The 18,307-nt window shown below is 70.7% G+C and carries 13 protein-coding genes and 2 CRISPR repeat arrays; of the genes, 11 read left to right on the plus strand and 2 right to left on the minus strand.

Annotated features, from left to right (window positions below; genetic code table 11):
- The first annotated feature begins 217 nt into the window (after positions 1–217).
- A complete protein-coding gene (locus AB6L24_RS21895) occupies positions 218–2,443 on the plus strand; it encodes an acetate--CoA ligase family protein (protein WP_405657614.1) in 2,226 nt (741 codons plus the stop codon).
- Positions 2,443–3,267, plus strand: coding sequence for an enoyl-CoA hydratase/isomerase family protein (locus AB6L24_RS21900; RefSeq protein WP_405657616.1), 825 nt, complete (start codon positions 2,443–2,445; stop codon positions 3,265–3,267). Before AB6L24_RS21895 ends, AB6L24_RS21900 begins: the two co-directional genes overlap by 1 nt.
- Before the next feature lie 227 nt (positions 3,268–3,494).
- A CRISPR array of direct repeats spans positions 3,495–3,828; the repeat unit is 29 nt; unit sequence GTGGTCCCCGCGCGTGCGGGGGTGGTCCC.
- 458 nt (positions 3,829–4,286) lie between these two features.
- Here AB6L24_RS21900 and AB6L24_RS21905 read toward each other — a convergent pair.
- Positions 4,287–4,775 carry a hypothetical protein gene (locus AB6L24_RS21905; RefSeq protein ID WP_405657617.1) on the minus strand — a complete coding sequence of 163 codons (489 nt, stop codon included), beginning with the start codon at positions 4,773–4,775 and terminating at the stop codon, positions 4,287–4,289.
- Between the two features lie 16 nt (positions 4,776–4,791).
- A complete protein-coding gene (locus AB6L24_RS21910) occupies positions 4,792–6,255 on the minus strand; it encodes a helix-turn-helix domain-containing protein (RefSeq protein WP_405657618.1) in 1,464 nt (487 codons plus the stop codon).
- Positions 6,256–6,664: 409 nt separating this feature from the next.
- Here AB6L24_RS21910 and AB6L24_RS21915 point away from each other — a divergent pair, with 409 nt between their 5' ends.
- The 9 genes from AB6L24_RS21915 to cas2e all read left to right on the plus strand — a co-directional run bounded on the left by AB6L24_RS21915 (position 6,665) and on the right by cas2e (position 18,176).
- On the plus strand, positions 6,665–6,964 hold the full coding sequence (locus AB6L24_RS21915) for a hypothetical protein (RefSeq protein ID WP_405657619.1): 300 nt from the start codon (positions 6,665–6,667) through the stop codon (positions 6,962–6,964).
- Complete coding sequence (locus AB6L24_RS21920) at positions 6,961–7,140, plus strand: hypothetical protein (protein ID WP_405657620.1); 180 nt, start codon at positions 6,961–6,963, stop codon at positions 7,138–7,140. The genes AB6L24_RS21915 and AB6L24_RS21920 overlap by 4 nt, the downstream gene beginning before the upstream one ends.
- A 245-nt stretch (positions 7,141–7,385) precedes the next feature.
- Positions 7,386–8,022: a CRISPR direct-repeat array (repeat unit 29 nt; unit sequence GTGGTCCCCGCGCGTGCGGGGGTGGTCCC).
- Between the two features lie 226 nt (positions 8,023–8,248).
- Entirely contained in the window at positions 8,249–13,117 is a 4,869-nt protein-coding gene (casA, locus tag AB6L24_RS21925) for a type I-E CRISPR-associated protein Cse1/CasA (protein WP_405657621.1), read from the plus strand.
- On the plus strand, positions 13,114–13,938 hold the full coding sequence (casB, locus tag AB6L24_RS21930; RefSeq protein WP_405657623.1) for a type I-E CRISPR-associated protein Cse2/CasB: 825 nt from the start codon (positions 13,114–13,116) through the stop codon (positions 13,936–13,938). Before casA ends, casB begins: the two co-directional genes overlap by 4 nt.
- A gap of 114 nt (positions 13,939–14,052) precedes the next feature.
- A complete protein-coding gene (cas7e, locus tag AB6L24_RS21935; protein ID WP_405657624.1) occupies positions 14,053–15,252 on the plus strand; it encodes a type I-E CRISPR-associated protein Cas7/Cse4/CasC in 1,200 nt (399 codons plus the stop codon).
- Positions 15,249–16,031, plus strand: a complete 783-nt coding sequence (gene cas5e, locus AB6L24_RS21940) for a type I-E CRISPR-associated protein Cas5/CasD (protein WP_405657625.1) — start codon at positions 15,249–15,251, stop codon at positions 16,029–16,031. Before cas7e ends, cas5e begins: the two co-directional genes overlap by 4 nt.
- On the plus strand, positions 16,031–16,810 hold the full coding sequence (gene cas6e / locus AB6L24_RS21945) for a type I-E CRISPR-associated protein Cas6/Cse3/CasE (RefSeq protein WP_405657626.1): 780 nt from the start codon (positions 16,031–16,033) through the stop codon (positions 16,808–16,810). The genes cas5e and cas6e overlap by 1 nt, the downstream gene beginning before the upstream one ends.
- Positions 16,807–17,829, plus strand: a complete 1,023-nt coding sequence (cas1e, locus tag AB6L24_RS21950; protein WP_405657628.1) for a type I-E CRISPR-associated endonuclease Cas1e — start codon at positions 16,807–16,809, stop codon at positions 17,827–17,829. The genes cas6e and cas1e overlap by 4 nt, the downstream gene beginning before the upstream one ends.
- Positions 17,826–18,176 carry a type I-E CRISPR-associated endoribonuclease Cas2e gene (gene cas2e / locus AB6L24_RS21955; protein ID WP_405657629.1) on the plus strand — a complete coding sequence of 117 codons (351 nt, stop codon included), beginning with the start codon at positions 17,826–17,828 and terminating at the stop codon, positions 18,174–18,176. Before cas1e ends, cas2e begins: the two co-directional genes overlap by 4 nt.
- Positions 18,177–18,307 lie beyond the last annotated feature (131 nt).

An 18,307-nucleotide genomic window follows, 5' to 3' on the forward strand; every position in this document is an offset into this window, starting at 1 on the left:
CCGGTCGCACCCACCCCGACAGCACCACCCACCTCGCCCCCGGACAGCTCACCGCACCCCGCAGACGCACCGCACCCATGCGGCTCCCCGTGCCACGGCAAGTCGGCCTCCCCCGCGCCGTCGTACAAAACCCGCAGCCCCATTCCTGACACAGCGTCAGTTCAGTAATCTGACTATGCGTCAGTTATGTTGCTGTCACACAGGAGCGGGCGGACCGATGCTTGGATCGACATACGGCACCTTCACCTCCGACCCCCGCCGCGCCCGCGCGGTGGCCTGCGGCAACCTCCCCGCCGCCACCGTGCACGGCCGCGCGGCGGCGACCGGCGACCTGGACGTCGGCGGCCGGCCGCTGGCCGCCGACGTACCCGACCTCGACCGCTTCTTCCGCCCCGAGTCGGTCGCCGTGATCGGCGCGTCAGACGCGGAGGGGCGGCCGAACACCGGCATCACGCGCCAGCTCGTGGCGTGGGCGGAGCGCGTGGGCGCGCGGCTGCACCCGGTGCACCCCACCCGCGCGACGGTGTTCGACAGGCCCTGCTTCCCGGCCGTCGCCGACCTGCCCGAACCCATCGACCTCGCGGTGCTCCTGGTGGGCGACCCGCTGCCGGTGATCGAGGAACTGGCCGAGGCGAAGGTGAAGTTCGCGGTGGCGTTCGCGTCCGGCTTCGCGGAGACCGGCGAGGCGGGCGCGCTCGCGCAGGAGCGCCTCGCGGCGGCCGTCAGCCGCTCGGGCATGCGCCTGCTCGGCCCGAACACCAACCTCAACGCCTTCGAGCGGTTCCGCGACGACCTCGAAGGCCCGGCCATCGCCCTCATCACCCAGTCCGGCCACCAGGGCCGCCCCGTCTTCACGCTCCAGGAGCTGGGCGTACGCCTCTCGCACTGGGCGCCGACGGGCAACGAGGCGGATCTGGAGACGGCCGACTTCCTCTCGTACTTCGCGGAGCGGCCCGAGGTGGGCGCCATCGCCTGTTACGTGGAGGGGCTCAAGGACGGCCGCTCCTTCCTGCTCGCGGCCGACCGGGCGGCGCGGCGCGGCGTGCCGGTGGTCGCTGTCAAGGTCGGCCGGACGGAGACGGGGGCGCGCACGGCCGCCTCGCACACCGGGAAGCTGACCGGGGCGGACGCGGTGGTGGACGCGGCGATGCGGCAGTACGGGGTGATCCGCGTCGACGGCCTCGACGAACTCCAGGACACGGCCACGCTGTTGGCGCGGGCGCGGCCGCCGCGGGCCGACGGGGTGGTCGTGTACTCCATCTCCGGCGGTACCGGCGCGCACTTCGCCGACCTGGCCACCGAGGCGGGCCTGCGCCTGCCGACGCTCTCCGCCGCCAAGCAGGCCGAACTCCACGACTGGATCCCGCACTACCTGAACGTCGCCAACCCCGTCGACAACGGCGGCCATCCCGTGGGCGACTGGCGCGGCCGGAAGATCATCGACGCGATCCTCGCGGACCCGGAGGTCGGCGTCCTCATCTGCCCCATCACGGGCCCCTTCCCTCCGATGAGCGACAAGCTGGCCGAGGACCTGGTGGCCGCGGCGGAGCGGACGGACAAGCTGGTGTGCGTGGTGTGGGGTTCACCGCTGGGTACGGAGGCTGCGTACCGCGAGACGCTGCTCGGCTCGTCCCGCGTGGCCACGTTCCGCACCTTCGCGAACTGCATCGGCGCCGTGCGCGCCTACCTCGACCACCATCGCTTCACCGCCTCCTACCGCTCCCCCTTCGACGACGCGCCGCGCGCGGTCTCCCCCTCCTACCGCAAGGCGCAAGCCCTGCTGCGCCCCGGACAGCGGCTCAGCGAACACGCGGCGAAGCAGCTCCTGCGGGCGTACGGGATCCGAGTACCCCGCGAGCAACTGGTCACGAGCGCGGCGGCCTCCGTGCGCGCCGCGGGGCTCGTCGGCTACCCGGTCGTCATGAAGGCCTCCGGCACCCGCATCGCCCACAAGACCGAACTCGGCCTGGTCAAGGTCGGCCTCACCTCCGCCAGCCAGGTCCGCGACGCGTACCGCGACCTCACCGACATCGCCCGCTACGAAGGCGTCGACCTCGACGGCGTCCTGGTCTGCCAGATGGTCGAACGCGGCGTCGAGATGGTCGTCGGCGTCTCCCCCGACCCCCTCTTCGGCCCCACCGTCACGGTCGGCCTCGGCGGTGTCCTGGTGGAGGTCCTGCGGGACGTGGCGGTGGGCGTCCCCCCGTTCGGCGAGGAGGAGGCCCGCCGCATGCTGACCTCCCTGCGCGGCCGCGCCCTCCTCGACGGCGTCCGCGGCGCGCCACCGGCCGACCTGGACGCCCTGGTCGAGGTGGTCCTGCGGGTCCAGCGGATGTCCCTGGAACTGGGCGACACGCTCGCCGAACTGGACATCAACCCACTCCTGGTGCTGCCCCGGGGGCAGGGGGCGGTGGCGCTGGACGCGTTGGCGGTGTGCCACTGATGACGACGCAGGCCCCCACCCCGAATCCCACCCCCGTCCTCCACACCCTCACCCCCAACGGCGTCTCCTGGATCACCCTCAACCGCCCGGAGGTCCTGAACGCGATCACGGCGGAGCAGCGGGACCACCTGATCGCCCTCTTCGAAGAGGCCACGTCGACCCCCTCGATCCGAGCGGTGGTCCTCACAGCCACAGGCAAGGGCTTCTGCACGGGCGCGGACCTACGTGGCTCCGGCACACCCCCACCGGAGACGGAACGCACGGCGGGCGACATCTCCCGCACCCTCCGCCAGGGTGCCCAACGCCTGATCACGTCGATCCTGGACTGCGAGAAGCCCGTCCTGGCGGCGGTGAACGGCACGGCGGCGGGCCTCGGCGCCCACCTGGCCCTGGCCTGCGACCTGGTCCTGGCCGCCGAATCGGCCCGCTTCATAGAAATCTTCGTACGCCGCGGTCTGGTCCCCGACGGCGCGGGCGCCTACCTCCTCCCCCGCCTGATCGGCCCCCAACGCACCAAGGAACTCATGTTCTTCGGCGACGCACTCCCCGCGCCGGAGGCGGAACGCCTGGGCCTGGTGAACCGAGTGGTCCCCGACGCGGACCTGGAGAAGACGACCCAGTCCTGGGCGGACCGCCTGGCCACGTCCCCGACGCGGGCCCTGGCCCTCACCAAGCAGCTGGTGAACGCGTCCTTGGACACGGACCGCGCGGCGGCGTTGGCGGCGGAGGCTGCTGCGCAGGAGATCAATATGGCTTCGGCGGATGCGAAGGAAGGGGTGGCGGCGTTTGTGGAGAGGCGGGGGGCTGTGTTTCGGGGGAGGTGAGGGGGTGGGAGTGGGGGTGCGCTGCTGTTTCGCCCGCCGGTGGGGCGGGGCGAACGGTATGAAGGGGGTGGTTCAGCCGTGGGGCTTGCGGCGGCTTCATTGGTGAACTGCCGTGTGCCTTGCGCATGTTGAATGCATTGATTTATGCGATTTAGGGCGAAATGATGGTATCGAAGGAAGTAAGGAAAAACCGGCTAGCCGTCGCATAGAGTCGCAGGTCGTGGCCTGTGGTCCCCGCGCGTGCGGGGGTGGTCCCTCCTCGCTCCGCACCTGGCTCAGGCTCACGGGGTGGTCCCCGCGCGTGCGGGGGTGGTCCCGACAAGTCCCTTGGCCTGCAGCCGATCGCCATGTGGTCCCCGCGCGTGCGGGGGTGGTCCCTGCCCTAACCCCACGGAAGGCCCGCGCCGTGAGTGGTCCCCGCGCGTGCGGGGGTGGTCCCGCGAAGGCCGCGATCGCGAAATTCGCGTGGCAGTGTTCCCCGCGCGTGCGGGGGTGGCCCGTCCACCTCGACCTCTCCGACGCGTTCTCGCTCGTGGTCCCCGCACGTGCGGGGGAGGTCCCTGGACATTCCCCGCCCTTGCCCACCGGTCCTCGTCCACGATGCGTTCGCCGAGGTTCCGCCACACTGACACGCTGCCGCCTCTCGTCAGGCACGTCTCAACCGACCTCAGTGGCCGCAGTGGCCGTAGCAGGATGCGGAGGGTGTCGTCGATCTGGGTGATGACCTCAGTGGTCGCACCGCTCCGCGTCGCCAGCGAGGTTGCGGCGGACACCAGCGAGGCGGTCGTACAGCCGGTGAGACTCCATGCCCTGCACTGTGTCGAGCAGCCGCATGGCCGTGCCCACGGTCTGGTCGACTTCGCATACCCGTCTACGCGTTCACCGAGTGCGTCTCCGAACTCGCCCGCAGATGCGTCTCGGCGGAATCCAGTCGTCCGTGCCGCGTCGAGGGGTACAACCGCACCGGCGCTGACCAGCGTTGGGGCAGAACCAGACAGACCAGAAGCCGATCTGATTCGTCAGCCCCGGCGCGCCGCGCCCTCCGGCCACACGACGTCGACGGCAAGCCCCTCGGCGCGTGCTTGCTCAACTGTGTCGGCCGTGCCTCCCCCCTTGCCGGACGGCGGAGTACCGTCCCAGACCGCGACGAGTCGGTCGCCGCGGCGCAGCAACTCGCCGTTCGCCGACTCGTACGCCTGCCGGTTCGCGGTCTCGTGCGGCATGACGGCGACCTCCGCGGCCGCTTCGACAAGACGGTCGAAGGTCTCGGCATGCTCGGGCTTCACCTTCGTCCGCCGGTAGTCCTGCGACGGCAGCACGACGACGAGACGCCCGCCGGCAGCGAGAAGTTCCTCGGCGAAGATCGAGTCCGAACCGGCAGCGATGCACGAGATCCCGACGAGGTCGCCCTCGGTGTGCCGGGCAAAGATCTCGCGCAACGCGTCGCGCACGAGTCCGACGCTCTTGTCGGTCAAGTCCATGTGTCCGGTAACGGCGTACGTCGTCATGCCTGTACCCCTCTCGTCAGCTCGCCAACAGGCCGCGAACCCTATCCCGCGCTTCCCTCATGCCGCGGTTCGCGTCTCGCCCCACGGTGTACGGGTACAGCTCGCCAAGTAGGTCGCGTACGCGTTTCGACTGCGTCCGCTCGGCGGCGTCGACTGCTCTGTGCGTCTGCTCGACGCCTGACGTGATGTCACCCATCAGGAAATAGCACTCAGCGAGACCGGCGTGGTCCAGTGCGTGGCTGCGTCCCGCCTCTGCACCACGATGTTCCAGAGCTGTACGGATCTTCCCTGCGGCCGTCTCGGCATGCTTGCTCGCATCTTGCCGCGCGAGGTCGAGCAGCCGACCACCGGTGACCCCTGCGAGTTCGGCCTCGTCGAAGTAGGCAATCCAGAAGGGCGTATCGGCCCCCTTCGCGTCGTGAAGCGCTTCGGTCGCCTGCAGGGTGGCGCGCTGGAAAGCCGCTACGCGTCCCATCGCGGCGTACGCCCACGCCTCACGCGTGTGGAGCATGGCCCGTACCTTGGGGCCGACCTTTCCACGGGCTCCGTCCTGGGCCAGCCGAACAAGGTCACCCGCATCCTTCGGACGGCCGCGACAGAGCATCTGGCGCGCCATCCCGGCGATCACATTCGTGCCGAACTCGACGTCACCTGCGGCGTGTGCGGAGCGCAGGGCGAGTAGGTAGTACTTCTGTGCGTCCCGTTGCATGCCCGAGTCCCACGACATCGTCGCGGCCATGCCCGCGAGCTGTGCCATGACGCCGAGCAGACGTCGCTCGATCACCGAGGTCTGGTGACCGTCGAGCGCGTCCGACACCTCAGCGAGCTGCCCGATCACCGCCTTCCGACGCAGCCCGCCCCCGTACGCGTGATCCCACTCCCGGAACTTGCGAGCTGTCGATTCAAGCTCGCCACACTCCCGTGCGCCAAGCCGCCCACGGGGCAGAGCAACAGGGACGGTGACGCTCGACGCATCGAGGGGCAGGAGCCACCCCTCCAGCGGTTCGAGCAGAGCGGCGCCACCTACTGTGGCTGCGGCGATCGCCTTCGACGCCGCACGACGATCCATCACAAGGTCACTCCTGGTCATGCGCGTGGCCATGATCACCGTGGTCTCGCGCCGCCATGGCATGTCGTCGGTCCCGTCGATCGAAGCCCCCTCGACAATTGTCTCCTCGGGCGCTTCTCTCCTCGACTCCCACGGACGTTCCGCGAGTCCGAGCAGCTTGCCGGGGATTCGTAACCCGTCGGCGATCCGCGAAACCACTTCGAAGCTCGTAATCTGCTGCGCACCGTTTACGACCTGCGAAACCTTGCCGGGAGTAAGCGAACACGCTGCCGCGATCTTGTTCTGGGATATGCCACCGTATTTCTTCAACAGCGCGAAGAAGGCGGCGAAGTCGTGTTCCGCGAGGGCGCGCTGCACGTCAACCCGGTCGAGGATTCCGGCGGGCAGCGGACCAGGGTTCGTGGCGGTCATGGCAGCAACTTCCGCATCAGGGCAGGCACGGCGAAGCAAGATTCCACGAGTGGAACGAGTGTATTACCGCCTCGGTAACTCCTGCCGGTCATTCCGGAGTTGCACGCACAAGACGACCCTTGATGGTGAACGGAACAGACGACCCCGGCGACAGCGCGAACGATTCCGGGGGCATGGCCGAATATTGAGGAGTCGACATGGGCGAGGCTATGGCCCCCACGCCAGGCCCGAGAAGCAGCACACGGGAGCGGAAGCCCGACTGCGGCGCCATCGCCGACTGGCTCGCGAGGGCTCATCCGTCCCCCCGCGAGGCCGTCACCGAGTGGGCGAATCGGGGCGTCTCACTGCTGCCTCTGGGCGTGCGGTTCGACGCGGTACGCGTCCCGGCATCACGCATTCACCGCTGCGTGTGCAGCGAAGACCCGGCGACGGTGGCGCCGCCCTCGACGACTGGCTAGGTGGGCCTGTCGTCCGCGACCTGCGGGCCTCCCGCGGTGACTACTACGTACTCGTGGCACCCGGAGCCGAGTGGAACGGCCAGGAGGAACGCCTCGGCAAGGGCAGCTTCCTCGTCGTCCCGCGCGTCGGGAACCCCTCGATGATCACACACTGGGTCGTGCCCCCGCGATACCCGGGGAACCTGTGCTCCACCGCCCGCCTGCGCGCGCTGCTCACGCTCGCCGAGGCGATGAAGGCGGCCGGGTCATGACCGTCACCGACGGCGCGACAGCGCATGCGGACGAGCTGTACCGGATCCAACTCCGCCACCTCGACGACTGCCCGGGCTGCCGCAAGGGCGTCGAGTGCAGCCAGGGTGTCCGGCTGCGCCGGGCCGTGCGCGCAGCGCGGCTTGCCGCCGACAAGGGACGTCCCCGGTGGACATGACCGATGCGGCCGAGGCCGTCCGGGCCTTCCTCATGCCCGCTGCGGACACTCTCACCATCGACCAACGCTGGGGATAGAAATAGGACTGTCCGAGCTGAAATGCTTCGACAATTGGTCTTGGCAAGCTGGCGCGTACCCGATGCGCGCAGGATGCGTGAACTTGTGGCTTCAGGGGCTAAATGCCGGAATCGGAAGAAGTGAAGAAAAACAGGCTAGCCGCCGCATAAAGCCGCAGGTCGCGGCCTGTGGTCCCCGCGCGTGCGGGGGTGGTCCACGCCGGTGAGCGCGGTGGCGAGGACCATCCAGGTGGTCCCCGCGCGTGCGGGGGTGGTCCCTGTCCAAGAATCTGGACAGTGCGGCCAAGAAGGTGGTCCCCGCGCGTGCGGGGGTGGTCCCGACGAGGTCGACGCGTTCGCCGTCGAGTGGGTGTGGTCCCCGCGCGTGCGGGGGTGGTCCCCGCGACGCGGGCAAGTACCGCGCTCAGTACATGTGGTCCCCGCGCGTGCGGGGGTGGTCCCGTGTGGGCAGCCGTCGGCATGGCGGAATCCGGGTGGTCCCCGCGCGTGCGGGGGTGGTCCCGCCTTGTGCGTCCGGATCACCGCATCCAGCTCGTGGTCCCCGCGCGTGCGGGGGTGGTCCCTTCACCCGCTGCTGCGTCTGGTGCGACCGGGTGGTCCCCGCGCGTGCGGGGGTGGTCCCGAGTTCGCCGAGACCACACGGGTCGGCGCGAAGTGGTCCCCGCGCGTGCGGGGGTGGTCCCGGCGACGTCCGTCGGAGCGGCGCACCAGTCGCGTGGTCCCCGCGCGTGCGGGGGTGGTCCCAGCACCAGTCACGGAGTGATCAGGAACGCGAAGTGGTCCCCGCGCGTGCGGGGGTAGCCCCGCCCTGCCGGGGCTGACGCCGTTCGTCAAGGCGTGGTCCCCGCGCACGCGGGGGGGGGTGGCCCCAGCGGTGTTCACCCGACCCCAGACCGAGAGCGGTCCGACAGGTCCCGGTGTCACCCGGCGCCTGACCGGGGTACCCCGCGCCCGTAGCACTTCCCCACCCACAATTGGCCACTTTCCCGCAGCTCCGCACGCCCCATGAGGCAGCCATGTTTCATGCACGCATGAGCCCGACAGCCACGACTGCTTCAGCGCCGTTCAGCGGACTCTCGCCGGCCGCACGTCAGGTGTGGGCGAAGCACGAGCGCTCGTCGGACAGTTCGCTGCCCCTGTGGAGGCACATGGCCGACAGTGCCGCGGCGGCCGGGCAGTTGTGGGAGCGGTGGGTGCCGCGGGGCGTCGTGGAGTTGGTGGGCGCGGCACTGCCAGGTGGCGGGGAGGACGCCTTGCGGCTGGTGCGGTTTCTGGGGGCCGCTCACGACGCCGGTAAGGCAACACCCGCGTTCGCCTGCCAGGTCGAATCGCTCGCCGGGCTCATGCGGGACGTCGGGCTCGACATGCGGATGGAGAAGGAGTACGGGAAGGACCGGCGGCTCGCGCCGCACGGGCTTGCCGGGCAGTTGCTGTTGCAGGAGTGGATGGGGGAGCGGTTCGGGTTGGGCGGCCGGGTGGCCGGGCAGTTCGCGGTGGTTGCCGGTGGGCATCACGGGACACCTCCCGACCATCAGCAGATTCACGATCTGCAGCTGCGGCCCCATCTGTTGCGGCACCCAGGGCCGAGCGAAGCAACCTGGCGCCGCGTGCAGTACGAGCTCATGGACGGCTGCGCCGAACTGGCAGGTGTCACAGACAGGTTGCCCGAGTGGGGCGATGTCCGGTTGCCCCAGCCCGCGCAGGTCGCCCTGACCGCCGTCGTGATCCTGGCCGACTGGATCGCCAGCTCGCCCGAGCTGTTCCCGTACGACCCGGAGACATGGCGGCCAGAAGGGCCCGTCGGTGAGCGGCGGCGGTTGTGGGCGGCCTGGGAGGGTCTCGCCCTTCCGAGGCCTTGGGCGCCGGTAGACCCGCCGGGCACTCCGTCGGAGTTGTTCGCCGAGCGGTTCCCCCGGCTGGCGGGCGCGGAGATACGCCCCGTGCAGACCGAAGCCGTACGGCTGGCACGCGCCATGCCCACGCCCGGCCTTGTGGTCATCGAGGCGCCGATGGGAGAGGGCAAGACGGAGGCGGCCCTCGCGGCGGCGGAGGTTCTCGCCGCGCGTTCCGGGGCCGGTGGCGTGCTGGTCGCGCTGCCGACCCGGGCGACCAGCGACGCCATGTTCTCCCGGGTGATGGCGTGGCTGGACCGGCTTCCGGCGGACGGGGAGGGGAAGGCGGGGCATTCTGTCGCTCTCGCGCACGCGAAAGCCGCGCTCAACGACGAATGGGCCGGACTGCTGGACAAGGGGCGGCGGGCCGTCGTCGCCGTGGACCTCGACGGCGACGAGGGCGCTGAGCGCACAGGCCTACCACCTGCCGGACTCCACGCCCACCAGTGGCTACGCGGGCGGAAGAAGCAGCTCCTCGCCTCCTTCGCCGTATCCACCATCGATCAGGTGCTCTTCGCCGGACTGAAGAGCAGGCATCTCGCGCTGCGACACCTCGCCGTGGCCGGGAAGGTCGTCATCATCGACGAGGTGCACGCGTACGACGCCTATATGGGGCGGTACTTGGACCGCGTGCTGGAGTGGCTGGCCGCCTACCGTGTTCCGGTCGTGCTGCTCTCGGCGACCCTCCCGGCGGCCCGCAGGCAAGCCCTCGTCGCCGCCTACTCAGGCAGCGAGGGAAGCGACGGCGGTGGCGGCAGCGGCGGCGGGGTCAGCGGAACCAGCGGGGATCACGCCACCGACACCGCCTATCCGCTGCTCACAGCAGCCGCCCCCGGACACCCACCGCTCACCTCCACTCCCCCGGCCGCCTCCGGCCGCCGAAGCGACGTACTCGTCGAACGGCTCGACGACGACCTCACCGTCCTCGCCGACCGCCTGGACAGCGAACTCGCCGACGGCGGCTGCGCCTTGGTCGTCCGCAACACCGTCAACCGCGCCCTCGAGGCCGCCGACGCACTGCGGGCGCGGCTCGGCGATGACGTGGTGACCGTGGCCCACTCCCGGTTCCTCGCCGCGGACAGGGCCGCCAAGGACACCGCCCTGCTGGGGATGTTCGGGCCGGATGCCACGGATCGGCCACGACGGCACGTAGTCGTGGCGAGCCAGGTCCTCGAGCAGTCGCTCGACGTCGACTTCGACCTGCTCGTCACGGACTTGGCCCCCGTGGACTTGGTGCTGCAGCGCATGGGGCGCCTGCACCGGCACACCCGGTCGAGACCCCCGCGCCTGGCGCGGCCGCGTTGCCTCATCACGGGTGTGGCGTGGGACGAGGATCCGCCGGAGCCCGTGGCCGGGACGCTGGCCGTCTACCGCAGTGAGCACACCTTGCTGCGGTCCCTGGCCGTGCTCGGACCATTCCTGGACGGAGAGCCCTTGGTGCTGCCCGATGGGATCAGTCCTCTCGTGCAGGCTGCCTACGGCGAGGATCCCGTCGGCCCGGACAGGTGGGCGGACCGGCTGGCCGCGGCACGGGTCGAGCACGAGCGGCTGCTCGCGGAGAAGCGCAAGGCGGCCGAGGGGTTCCTCCTCAGTCCGGTGCGGCGGCCCGGACGACCGGTGTACGGGTGGCTCGAGGCACACGCCGGCGAGGCGGACGACGAACGTGGCGGGCGTGCCCAAGTACGGGATAACGAGCAGACGTTGGAGGTACTGGTCGTTCAGCGACAGACCGACGGCCGGCTCACCACCGTGCCGTGGCTGGACGGCGGCGCCGAGGGCGGGCGGGGCGGCATTGAACTGCCGACCGACTTCCCGCCGCCGCGCCGCGCCGCCGAGGCGGTGGCGGCGAGCGCTCTCACGCTCCCGAGGCACTTCAGCACGCCCTGGATGATTGACCGGAGCATCGCTGAACTCGAACGCTTCCTGGTCCCCGCCTGGCAGGCCAAGGAGTGCCCCTCGCTCGCGGACGAGCTGATTCTCGTTCTGGACGCCGATTGTCAGACCCGTCTGTCAGGCTCTCTTCTCACCTACAGCCCGGTCGACGGACTGCGGGTGGCGCTTCCCGGCGCAACGGCGGACGACCGCCCCGTGACAGACGCCGGGCCACAGGAGCATGCAGAGAACAGGAGCCCAAGCTGTGGAGATTTCAGGGGACTTACCGAGCCCGACGGCATCGGCATCGGCATCGGCATCGAGCAAGGCCACCTCGCTCCGGGTACCGCACAGCCGGAGTCTCCGGAGGCCTCGATGACCGCGCAGGCCGCCGGACCCCCGTCCTTCGACCTGGTGTCCTCGCCGTGGATTCCCGTCCAGCGCGCCGACGGGACCGTGGAAGAGGTCTCGCTCCTTGGCCTCTTCGAGAAGGCCCACGGCCTGCGGCGGCTCGTGGGGGACATACCGACTCAGGATCCGGCCCTGCTGCGGCTGCTGCTCGCGATTCTGTACGACGCGCTGGGGCACCCGGCCGACGCGGAGGACTCGCCTGGATTTCCTGCCGAGTTGGAGGACTGGGAAGACCTCTGGCTGGCGACCGACCCGTTCGCCGAGGTACCGGACTACCTGGAACGACACCGGGACCGCTTCGACCTCTTCCATCCCCGGCACCCGTTCTTCCAGGTGGCGGATCTGCGCACCGCGAAGGACGAGTTGGCCCCGCTCACCCGCATCGTCGCGGATGTTCCCGTGGGAGATCCCTTCTTCGCCATGCGCCGCCCCGGGATCGACCGCCTTTCGTACGCGGAGGCGGCCCGCTGGCTCGTGCACGCCCACGCCTACGACACGTCCGGGATCAAGTCCGCCATGGTGGGCGACGAGAGGGGGAAGGCGGGCAAGGTCTATCCGCTGGGCGTGGGGTCGCTGGGGGATCTCGGCGGGATCTTCGCCGAGGGCGACACGCTGCGGGAGACGCTGCTGCTCAACCTCATCGCGATCAAGGAGGTCTACGGCACCGGCCTGCCGGGCACGGCCGACGACAAGCCGGTGTGGCGACGCCCACCCCTCGGTGCCGCACCCCGCGACGACATTGCCGGAGGGCCGCACGGGCTGCGGGACCTGTACACCTGGCAGACCCGAAGGATCCGCCTGCACCCCGAGGCCGGCGCGGTGACGGGTGTGGTCCTCGGCTACGGCGACCCACTCGCTCTGCCGTCCCCCTCGACGACGGAGCCGATGTCGGGCTGGCGACGCAGCCCTGCGCAGGAGAAGAAGCAGCAGCGCCCGCTGGTGTACACGTCCCAGCGGCACGACCCGAGCCGGGCAGCGTGGCGCGGGCTCGCCTCCCTGCTGCCCGCGCGCCAGCAGGAGACGGACACCGGGAGACACGGTGAAGCGGCGGCCACCCAGCGCTCCGGGATCACTCGTTGGATCACTCAGGTGATCACGGACGGCGATGTCGCCCCCGGCAAGCTGGTGCGACTGCGACTGATCGGAGCGAGGTACGGCACCCAGCAATCCGTGATCGACGAGATCGTCGACGACTCCGTCGTCCTGCCGATGATCACCCTGCACGAGGCGAACCCGGTCTACGGCGCTGCCGCTGTGGACGCCGTCAGTGACGCCGAGAGCGCGGTCTCCGCACTCGGACAGCTCGCCACGAACCTCGCCCGCGCCGCGGGCACCGAACCCGCCTCCGCCACCGCCACCGCACGCGACATGGGCTTCGGAGCGCTCGACGGCCCGTACCGCGCATGGTTGAAAGACCTGCTCGCCCAACCCGACCTGGACATCGCCCGCCAGGAGTGGCGCGCGACGGTACGACGGCACGTGACGCGCCTCGGCAGCCAACTCCTGGATTCCGCAGGACCCGCCGCCGACGAGGGGCGTCTCGTGGACATCCCGAGGCTGGGGGTGCGGCTCCTTGACGCGGGCCGCGCCGAGAGCTGGTTCCGCACCCGGCTCCAGAAGGTCCTCGGCCCGCCCGCGGGACCGCCCCCGACCGGAATTCCGGCGGCGCGCTCCTCCACCGCATCCCGAACCTCCCGCGACGAACGTACGGAGGCAGACCGATGACATCAGCTCCCAGGGCCGACACGCCCACTCTCGTCAGGCAGGCGGCCGAGGAGACCATCGGCCGCCTGCAGACGGGGTATCGAACCCACCTCCCGGCATCGGTCGCCGCCGTCGCCAGGCTGCGCCGCGAGGCGGGACGGGACCCCCACAGCACGCCCACCAGTTGGGGCGTGGACGACCTGGAGGCCCTGACGAGGCTGCGCGACCAGGCGGCACGACGTGCGGAGGACGACTCGGCGGACCCGGCCTCGTACCCGATGGTGAGCTGGCGGGAGGACGTACAGGTGCGGGAGGACCGGGCGGTCCACCTGGCGGTGACCCTCTGGGCACTGCACCAGCAGTCGCTGCGCGAGGAACCGATGCATGTGCATCGCTGGACGCTCGGCCGCGCCGCACGACGTCTGGCCGAGGGCAGGACGGGCACGCAGGACCGTGCCGACAGCACCGCCGCCACTCACGGCGCCGATCCCACCGGCGCCGTGAGTGGCGGCAAGCCGCCCGCGGCGGTCCAGGACACGGACCTCAGCTCTTCCGTCCGAACGCGCTTCGTACGCATCGGCACCTCGACCGACGTGGAGACGCTGGGCGTCCGGCTCCGCGAGATGGTGCTGCTGCTGCGTGCGGCCCGCATCCCCTTGGACTACGGCCTCCTCGCCGGTCAGCTCGACCGCTGGCAGCAGGCCGCGTTCCGGGCCGACGTCAGGCGGGAGTGGGGACGGGGCTTCCACCGTGTGTACGCCCCGTCCGCGCCGGACGCGGAAGCGACACCCGACTCCCCGGCCGAGGGCTCGGATCCTGTGGCCTCGGATCTGGACGAGTAGCACACCAGGGGCCTCGTAGCGCCATGAGGGCCCACCCGCCCCAGGGTCCTCATCCATGCAGCCATCTGCCTGTCGCGGGTGAAGCGCGGGCAGTCCGAGAAGAACGGAACCACGGTGACCCGGACCATCCTCGACATCCACATCCTGCAGACCGTCCCACCGAGCAACCTCAACCGAGACGACACCGGAACGCCCAAGTCAGCCGTCTTCGGCGGGGTGCGGCGGGCCAGGGTCTCCAGCCAGGCGTGGAAGCGCGCCACACGGAAGGCGTTCGACGACCTGCTGCCGGCCGAAGCACTCGGGGTCAGGACGAAAAAGGTCGTCGAGGCGCTGGCCGAACGGATCGTCGCCAGGGACAAGTCACTCGACGCGGTGGCTCTCGATCTTGCGGCGAAGATGATCGAAACAGCCACGGGTTCCAAGGTCGCGGCGCCGGGGCGGAAGCCTAAGAACGGTGCGGACGCTCCCGCACCGCCCGAGTCCTCGTACCTGATGTTCCTGAGCAGAAGGCAGTTGGACGCCCTCGCCGAACTGGCAGTGACGGGTAGCGCCCCCGCAGGCGACGTCAAGACGCTCGATGCCCACCTCAAGGTCAAGGACAACAAGGCGAGCGCCAAGCAGGCCGTGGACACGCGGCACTCCGTGGACATCGCGCTGTTCGGGCGGATGGTCGCGGACTCCGCTGACCTCAACGTGGAGGCGGCGGTCCAGGTGGCGCACGCCATCGGCGTGCACAAGTCGGAGATCGAGTCGGACTACTACACAGCTGTGGACGACCTCAGCCCGGACGACGAGTCCGGCGCCGGAATGATCGGCACCGTCGACTTCAACTCCGCCACGCTCTACCGCTACGCGGCCGTGGACGTGGACGAGTTGCAGCGCAATCTCGGTGCCGGGCTCCAGGACGGCGAATCACCGAGCGCTCCGGTGGAGAAGGCCGTCGGCGCGTTCCTGGACGCCTTCATCACCTCCCTCCCCACCGGGAAGATCAACACCTTCGGCAACCACACCCTGCCCGCGGCCGTCGTCGTCAAGCTCCGCGAACGCCGCCCCGTCAGCTTCGTCGGCGCCTTCGAGGAGCCGGTGCCGCAGGGGGCCGGTGGCGGCTTCCTGCGGGAGAGCTGCGCCCGTCTCGCGGCGTACGTACCGGAGTTGGAGCGCCAGTACGGCATCGAGTCCACCGAGCACAGCTGGGTCTTCCGGGTCGGCGACGACACGAAGGCGCTGGCCCCGCTCGGCTCCGGCGTCACCCTGAAAACGCTGCTGCGGGACGTGACGGCCACGGTGGGTCGGCGGCTGGGGTCCGGGGCATGACGGTGCTGCTGCTGCGGCTCGCCGGTCCGCTGCAGTCGTGGGGGTCCGCAGCCCGCTTCGCCCGCCGCAGCACGGAGAACGCGCCCACCAAGAGCGGTGTGCTCGGCATGCTGGCCGCGGCCGAGGGCAGACCGCGCGACGCGGACCTGTCCGACCTGGTGGCACTGCGGTTCGGCGTGCGGATCGATCAACCCGGCTCGCGCCTGCGGGACTTCCACACCGCCCACCACGCCGACTCGGGCAAGGCCATGCCGCTGTCCGAGCGGTTCTACCTCAGCGACGCCGTCTTCGTCGCCGGAGTCGAGGGGGACGCGGCGCTGCTCCACCGCCTGCATCGGGCCGTGCTCGCGCCACGGTTCCTGCCGTTCCTCGGCCGCCGGTCCTGCCCGCCGTCCCGTCCGCTCGACATGGGTCCGCCGCAGGGGGACGTCGGCATGGAGGACGCGTTGCGGGACGCGCCGTGGCAGGCATCTCCGTGGTACGTGCAGCAGGCGGAGCGGGCCGCCGCGCACGGCGGGGCCCCGGTCGGACCCGAGGCCCTTGACGTGCTCCTGGACTGTCCGCCGGGCGAGACGCCGCACCTGTCTCTGCGGGACACCCCGGTCAGCTACGACCCGCGCCACCGGCAGTACGCGCTACGGGGCGTCCTCACCCGGCACGTCGGCGCCCCGCCCCCGCGCGAGCCCTCTCCCCCGGCCCCACCCGCGCACGACCCGACACCCGGGTTGCGCCTCATCGACACGACCGGACCGGCCGATCCGCCCTCGAGGACGTCCTGATGTACCTGACCCGCTTCCGCTTCAACACCGGCCGTCCGCAGGCCCGTCGGCTCCTCGGGTCACCCCACCTGCTCCACGGGGCGGTCAACATGTCCTTCCCTGATCCGCCGCCCCGGGACGGCCAGGGGCCGCGCGTGCTGTGGCGCGTCGACCCCACCGCTGCCGGACGTGCCGACCTGTTCATCGTCGGCCCCGGCCGCCCCGACCTGACGCACCTCGTCGAGCAGGCGGGCTGGCCCGGTCTCGAACAGCGAGGGTGGGACACGTTCGCGTACGGCGAGTTCCTGGACGCACTCGCGGCAGGGGGCAGCTGGAGCTTCCGCCTCACCGCGAACCCCGTCCGCAATGTGCGCAAGCCGGACGACGACCCGAAGTCCCGTACGAAGCGCGCCGCGCACGTCACCCCGGCGCACCAGATCGGCTGGCTGCTCCAGCGTCAGGAGGCGGCCGGGTTCGAGATCCTCCGCACGCCGCCCGAGCAGCGCCTCACCGAGCACGGTCACGAGCACCAAGTGGTCGTGCACGACCGGCTTCCCCTGCAGTTCCGCAAGGGGAACGCGGATGACGCGGTGGGCCCCGTCAGCGGCGCCGGCCGACGGACGGGCACAGGCAGGAAGTCCGGTGGTCCGCCGCCGGTGCAGTTCACGCGGGTCACCTTCGACGGGCGGCTGCGCATCACCGACCTCGAGGCCTTCCGCCGCACCCTCACGCACGGGCTCGGCAAGGCGAAGGCGTACGGCTGCGGCCTGATGACCCTCGCCCCGGTACCGGCCTCATGAGCACCGTCAGCGGCAGGGGCGCCTCTTCGCCGCGTGAACTGACCCGGGTAGCCGACCGAATCTCCTTCGTCTACCTGGAGCGGTGCACGATTCACCGCGAGGACAACGCCATCACGGCCACGGACGCCGACGGGGTCACGCACATTCCCTCCGCCACCGTCGGGGCGCTGCTGCTGGGCCCGGGTACGCGCGTGACCCACCAGGCCATGTCCGTACTGGGCGAGTGCGGAGCCGGAGTCGTCTGGGTCGGCGAGCAGGGCGTCCGCTTCTACGCGGGCGGGCGGGCGCTGACCCGCTCGTCCCGCCTCGTCGAGGCCCAGGCCGGCGCGTGGGCCAACCGCCGGACTCGCCTCGAGGTGGCACGGGCGATGTACCGGCTGCGGTTCCCGCAGGACGACCCGTCGGCCCGGAGCAGGCAGGAGCTCCTGAACATGGAGGGGCGCAGGGTCAAGGAGTGCTACCGCCAGGAATCCGCCCGCACCGGCGTGCCCTGGCGCCGACGTGAGTACCACCATGGTGACTTCACCGCCGGTGACGCCGCCAACCAAGCCGTGACGGCGGCCGCCCAGTGCATGTACGGGATCGCCCACGCGGTCGTCGCCGCCCTCGGCTGCTCACCCGGCCTCGGCTTCATCCACTCCGGACACGAACGCTCCTTCGTCCTCGACATCGCCGACCTCTACAAGACCGAGATCGGCATCCCCGCCGCCTTCGACGCGGCGGCCCAGGGCGACGACGACGTCGCCTCCCGCACCCGCCGGGCCCTGCGGGACCGCATCAACACGGCGGGCCTGCTCGACCGTTGCGTGGCGGACATCAAGGGCCTCCTCGAACCCCACGGTCGTCCTGGACCGGACGAGGCGGCGGACCAGGTGACTCTGCAGTCCGACGGCGACCGGCATGTCGAAGGCGGGCGCAACTACGGGGGCAGGACGTCGGCGGACGCCAAGGCGATCTCCGCCGAGGCCTCCACCGAGACCTCCACCGAGACCTCCACCGGGGAGGAACCGCTCTGGTGACCGTCATCGTCCTGGCCAACTGCCCCGCCGGACTCCGCGGCTTCCTCACCCGCTGGCTCCTGGAGATCTCCCCCGGCGTGTTCCTCGGTGCGCCCTCCGCCCGCGTCCGCGACATCCTGTGGCGGGAAGTCCGCGAATACCGCGGAAAGGGCCGCGCTCTCCTCGCCTACCAGACCGACAACGAACAGGGCTTCGCCTTCGCGACCCACGAACACGCCTGGCACCCCACCGACCACGAAGGCCTCACCCTCCTCCACCGCCCCGCACCCCGGCCTCCCGCCCCGGCAGACCCGCCCCGCCAAGGCTGGAGCAAGGCAGCCAAACGGCGACGTTTCGGCAACCGCTGAAGGGCTTGCGGCGGGTGCTGGTCGAGGGCTGTACGAACTCCTCGCGCAAGGGTTTGTAAATTTCTATGCCGATATGGGCGAAATGCAAAGAATTCAAGAAGTGAAGGAAAACGCCCTAGCGGCCACCTGAA

This window comes from Streptomyces sp. RK9 (assembly GCF_045070545.1).
In the GTDB taxonomy this organism is placed as follows: domain Bacteria; phylum Actinomycetota; class Actinomycetes; order Streptomycetales; family Streptomycetaceae; genus Streptomyces; species Streptomyces alboflavus.